Raw genomic sequence first — 5,864 nt, 5'->3', positions numbered from 1 at the left:
CATAGACACCGACCATCATCTCCAGCGACCGGCGCATCGCCAACGCCACCAACGACTCCGGCCCAACACCAACCGAAATCAAATGCCGCGCAAGACGATTAACCCGAACATCGAACTCCGAGTACGTCAGCGACTCACCCTCGAACACCAACGCAACAGCATCCGGCGTCGCCGCCACCTGCGCCTCGAACATCGACACCAACGTGCCCTCGGGAACCGCACGATCGGTGTTGTTCCATGCCGTCAGCACGGTGGACAGTTCGTTGTCCTCGAGCATTGCGATGTCGCCGACCACGGTGGCCGGCGCATCCACCACCTGTCCCAGGATCCGGTGCAGCCGAGCACCGAAGGACGCCACGGTGGTGGCGTCGAAGAGATCTGTCGCGTACGTGAACTCCGCGACCAGACCGCCGAACTCACCCTCCACCGGGGCAACCTCGGTGACATTGAGGTGCAGGTCGAACTTCGCGACGTGCTCGTCCAGTTCGACCTGCTCCACGCGCAGCCCGGGCAGTTCGAGGGTCGTCACACCGAGGTTCTGGAGCGAGAGCATCACCTGGAAGAGCGGGTGGCGCGCCTGCGAGCGGGCCGGGTTGAGCACCTCGACGAGCCGCTCGAACGGCACGTCGGCGTGACCGAAGGCCGCGAGGTCGGCTTCCCTTGTGCGGGCCAACAACTCGACGAACGGCAGCGCGGAGTCCACCTCGGTACGCAGCACCAGCGTGTTGACGAACATCCCGATCACGTCGTCGAGGGCACGCTCGCCGCGACCGGCGACAGGGGTGCCGACGGCGATGTCACTGGTACCACTCAGCCGTGCGAACAGCACAGACAGCGCGGCGTGCAGGACCATGAACATCGTCGTGTGGTGTTCGCGCGCCAGCGCGTTGAGCCTGGTGTGCAGATCGGCATCGATGCCGAAGCGGTGGGTCGCACCCCGGTAGGACGCCGCCGCTGGTCGGCGGCGGTCGGCGGGCAACTCCAACTGGTCGGGCAGCCCGGCCAGCGTCTCGCGCCAGAAGCTGAACTGCTGCGCGATCAGGGACTCCGAGTCGTCCTCGTCGCCGAGCACCTCACGCTGCCAGAGGCTGTAGTCGGGGTACTGAACCTCGAGCGGAGTCCAGTCGGGTGCCGTACCCGCACTGCGGGCGGCGTACGCGGCCATCACGTCGCGGGCCAGCGGTGCCATCGACCAGCCGTCGGCGCTGATGTGGTGCACGACGACCGCGAGCACGAACTCGTCGTCGCCGAGTTCGAACAGCGTCGCACGCACCGGAATCTGTGTCCGGACGTCGAATCCTCTGGACACCAGCGCCAGCAGGTTTCCCTCGAGTTCCACTGCGGTGCAGGTGATCCGGTCCAATCCGGCAGGCACCTCCGCCGGATCCAGGACCAGCTGGCGCGCACCCCCATCGGATTCGGGGAACACCGTACGAAGGGACTCGTGCCGGGTGACGACGTCGCCGACGGCGGCCTGCAGGGCGTCGACGTCAAGCGCACCCGACAGCCGCATCGCCATCGGGATGTTGTAGACCGTGGACTCGCTGTCGAACCGGTTGAGGAACCACATCCGCTGCTGCGCAAGCGAGAGCGGGACGGACTCGGGTCGCGGCATCGCCGTCAGCGCGAGCCGCGTACCGGTCCCCACGTGCCCTGCCGCCCAACTCGCAAGCGCGGCAACGCTGGAGGCCTCGAAAAGAGCTCGTACCGGGACCGTGACGTCCAACGCGGCGCCCAGTCGGGCGGTCACCTGCGTCGCGATCAACGAGTTTCCGCCGAGATCGAAGAAGTCGTCGTCGAGTCCGACCCGTTCCACGCCCAGCACGTCCGCGAAGGTGGCCGCAACGATCTCTTCGATCGGGTTCGACGGCGCCTTGAAGGCGCGGGCCTCGAACACCGGCTGCGGCAAGGCCTTCCGGTCCAACTTGCCGACCGGCGTGCGCGGGACCTCGTCGATCACCATGATGGCTGCCGGCACCATGTGCGCGGGCAACGTCTCGCCGATCGCAGCTTTCAGGTCGTCGATGTCGACGTCCGTGCCGGGCGCCGCCATCACGTAGGAAACGAGAGCGGTGTGTCCTCCGACGCCCTCGTGCCCTAGCGTCACTGCGAACTCGATACCGGACTGAGCGGCGAGCGCTGCGTCGATCTCGCCGAGCTCGATGCGGAAGCCGCGGACCTTGACCTGGAAGTCCGACCTGCCGAGGTAGTCGATCTCGCGGTTCTCGGTCCACCGGGCCACGTCGCCGGTGCGGTACATGCGGTCGCCCGGTCCGCCGAACGGATCGGCGACGAAGCGCTCGGACGTGAGTCCGGGCCGCCCGCGGTACCCGCGGCTCACACCGGGTCCAGCCAGGTACAGCTCGCCGACGACACCGACCGGGACAGGGTTGAGGCGGCTGTCGAGGATGGAGGCGCGGGTGCCGTTCGTCGGATGACCGATGGTGAGGTACTGGCCCGGCTCCAACCCGTCCGTGCAGGCCGCTGCCACGGTGTTCTCGGTGGGCCCGTACGCATTGACGAACCGCCGGCCGACAGACCACTTCGCCATCAGCTCCGGCGGGCAGGCCTCGCCCGCCGTCGCCACCACGGCCAGGTCGTCCAGTCCGGTCGGGTCGACGGTGGCCAGTGCCGCCGGAGTCAACACCAAGTTGGTGACGCGCTCACGGCGCAGCAACTCCGCCATCTCGGCGCCGCCCCACACGTCAGGCGGCGAGACCACCATGGTCGCCGCCGCACCGAAGGCCAGGAGCAACTCGTACACAGAGACGTCGAAGCTCGGCGACGACGCGTGCAGCGTGCGCGAGCGCGGAGACGTGAGGTAGGCGGCGCGCAGGTGATCGCGGAGGTTGGCCAGACCCACATTGGGCACGACGACGCCCTTGGGCAGGCCGGTGGAGCCGGACGTGTAGATCACGTATGCGGGGTTCTCGAGCCGCAGCGGACGGATCCGGTCCTCGTCGGTCACCGGCGCACCGGACAGAGCACGAGCGCTCGCCTCGGCGTCGTCGATCGACAACCACTCGACAGAGTCGGGGAGCTCGCCGATGTGGTCCGCGGTGGTCACACCCGTCACCGCGCCGGAATCGGTGACCATGTGCGCGATCCGGTCTGCCGGATAGGTCGGGTCCACCGGAACGAAGGCGGCGCCCGTCTTCGCGATCGACCACACCGTCAGGACCGAGCTCAGGGACCGGCGGATGGCCACTGCCACGGTGGTCTCCGGACCGGCTCCGCGGGCAATCAGGAGTCGGGCCAGTCGCGAGGATCGCTCGTCCAGCTCTCGATAGGTCAGCTGGCCGTCCGCGCTGGTCAGCGCTAGTGCCTCGGGGTCCCGATCCACCGCTGCGGTGAGGATGTCCGCGAGCAGACGCGGAGCGATACCCGCCGCGGAGCCGCCCGGACGCCACGCCGTGTCCGGATCGACACGCTGAACCAGGTCGGCCCGCTCGTCGACCGCCAGGATCTCGATGTCGCCGACCGGCAGGCCCGGGTGGACCACGACCGACTCGAGGATCCGGACGAACCGCTGCGCGAACCCGAACACCGTCGACTCGTTGAAGATGTCTGTGGCGTAGACGAACTCGGCCGACATGGCGGAGTCACCACCACCGCGCAGGGTCAGTTGCAGGTCGAACTTCGAGAGGTCGACCTCGACCTCGCTGGCCGAGACCGACAGACCCGGCAGCTCGAGGGTGGTCGCGCCCATGTTCTCGAACGACAGCGCAACCTGGAACAGCGGGTGCCGCGAGGTGGAACGGGCCGGGTTGAGCACCTGGACGAGTCGCTCGAACGGCACGTCGGCGTTGGAGAACGCGGCCAGGTCGGTCTCACGGACACGGGCGAGAAGGTCGACGAAGGAGGCCCCGGCATCGACCTCGGTGCGCAGCACGAGGGTGTTGACGAACATGCCGATGACGTCGTCGAGTGCCTGCTCGCCACGACCTGCCACCGGCGTGCCGACCGCGATGTCGGCGGTACCGCTCAAGCGGGCGAGCAGCACGTTCAGCGCCGCGTGCATGACCATGAAGGCGGTGACGCCCTGGGCCCGGGCCAGCGCACCCAGCGCCCGGACCGTGTCCTCCTCGATGGTGAAGGCGACCCGGCCGCCGTCGAAGGACTGGACAACCGGGCGGGGCCGGTCCATGGACAGGTCCAGCTGGTCGGGCAGCCCCGCCAGCACTCCACGCCAGTGCTTGATCTGGTTGGCGGACAACGAGTTCGGATCGTCCTCGGACCCGAGAACCTCCCGCTGCCACACGCTGTAGTCCGCGTACTGCACGCGCARCGGCGCCCAGTCCGGCGCCACTCCGGCAGCGCGGGCGGTGTAGGCCGTCATCACGTCGCGGGCCAGAACCGCCCACGACATGCCGTCCGCGGCAATGTGGTGGACGACCAGCGCAACGGCAAGCTCGTCCGTCCCGACCGCGAACAGTCGCACCCGGAAGGGGATCTCCTCGGCCACGTCGAACCCGACGGACGCGAAGTCCGTGAGCCCAGTCGCCAACTCCTCCTCGGTCACGTCCTGTGCGACCACGTCCAGATCGACCTCGGCGAGGGGCAGGATCACCTGATGCACGCCGTCCGCCGACTCGGGGAAGACGGTGCGCAGCGACTCGTGCCGGCCGAGCACGTCGAGCAGGGCCGCACGGAGAGCCTGGACATCGGTGCGTCCGGCGAGCCGGACGACGAGCGGCAGGTTGTAGGTGGCAGCCGCGGTGTCGTACTGGTTGAGGAACCACATCCGTTGCTGGGCAAGCGAGAGCGGAAGCTGCTCCGGCCGAGTCCTGGCCACCAGATGCGGGCGCTGCTCCCCCTTGGCGCTGGCCTTCTCCGCCCGGTCCGTGATCGCCGCGACGGTCGGGGCCTCGAACAGGACCCGCACGCCGAGCCGGATGCCGAATGCCGCGCCGATCCTGGCGACCACGTGGTTGGCGTTGAGCGAGTTGCCGCCCAGCTCGAAGAAGTTGTCGTCCAGGCCGACCTGAGCTGCATCGAGCACGTCCGCGAACACGGCGGCGACGATCTCCTCCGCGGGAGTCCGCGGGGCGCGGTATGCCCGCTCACTGAGGGTGAACGCGGGCGCCGGCAGCGCCTTCCGGTCGAGCTTGCCACTGGCGTTGAGCGGGAACTCGTCGAGCACCACGAACGCCGACGGCACCATGTAGGCCGGCAGAGCCCGCTCGACGGTGGATCGCAGCTCGTCCACATCCAGGACGGAACCCGCCGACGGCACCACGTAGCCGACCAATTGCTCGCCGGACGCCGAGTCCGCGCGCACCACGACCACACACTGCGCCACCTCGGGCAGCGCACCAAGCACCGCCTCGATCTCGCCGAGTTCGATCCGCAGACCACGCAACTTCACCTGGAAGTCCGTCCGACCGATGTAATCCAGCTCACCAGAGTCGTTCCAGAACACCAGATCACCRGTCCGGTACATCCGCTCACCGGACACCCCGAACGGGCTCGCCACGAAACGATCCGCCGTCAGATCACTGCGACCGACATACCCACGCGCCAACTGCACGCCCGCCAGGTACAACTCACCCGCCACACCCACCGGCACCGGCCGCAAGCGAGCATCCAACACGAACACCTGCGTGTTCCACACCGGCGCACCGATCGGCACACCCACCACATCCGCGGCAGTGACCTCGTGGAACGTCACGTCCACCGCGGCCTCCGTCGGCCCGTACAGGTTGTGCAACCGCACCGCCGGCAGGATCTCCCGCAACCGCGCCGCGGTCTCCGCCGGCAACGCCTCACCCGACGCGAACACCTGCCGCAACGTCGCGCATTCCACCGCCGACGGCTCCGCCACGAACACCGCCAGCATCGACGGCACGAAGTGCATCGTCGTC

Annotated in this window: 1 protein-coding gene; it reads right to left on the bottom strand. The window is 68.5% G+C overall.

Annotated features, from left to right (window positions below):
* The coding region (locus tag AC1DU4_RS25920) for an amino acid adenylation domain-containing protein (protein ID WP_477844786.1) at positions 1-5,864 on the bottom strand (5,864 nt) is incomplete at both ends.

Source organism: Rhodococcus sp. P4_F5, from assembly GCF_056401315.1.
This window is presented reverse-complemented; position numbering and strand designations above follow the sequence as displayed.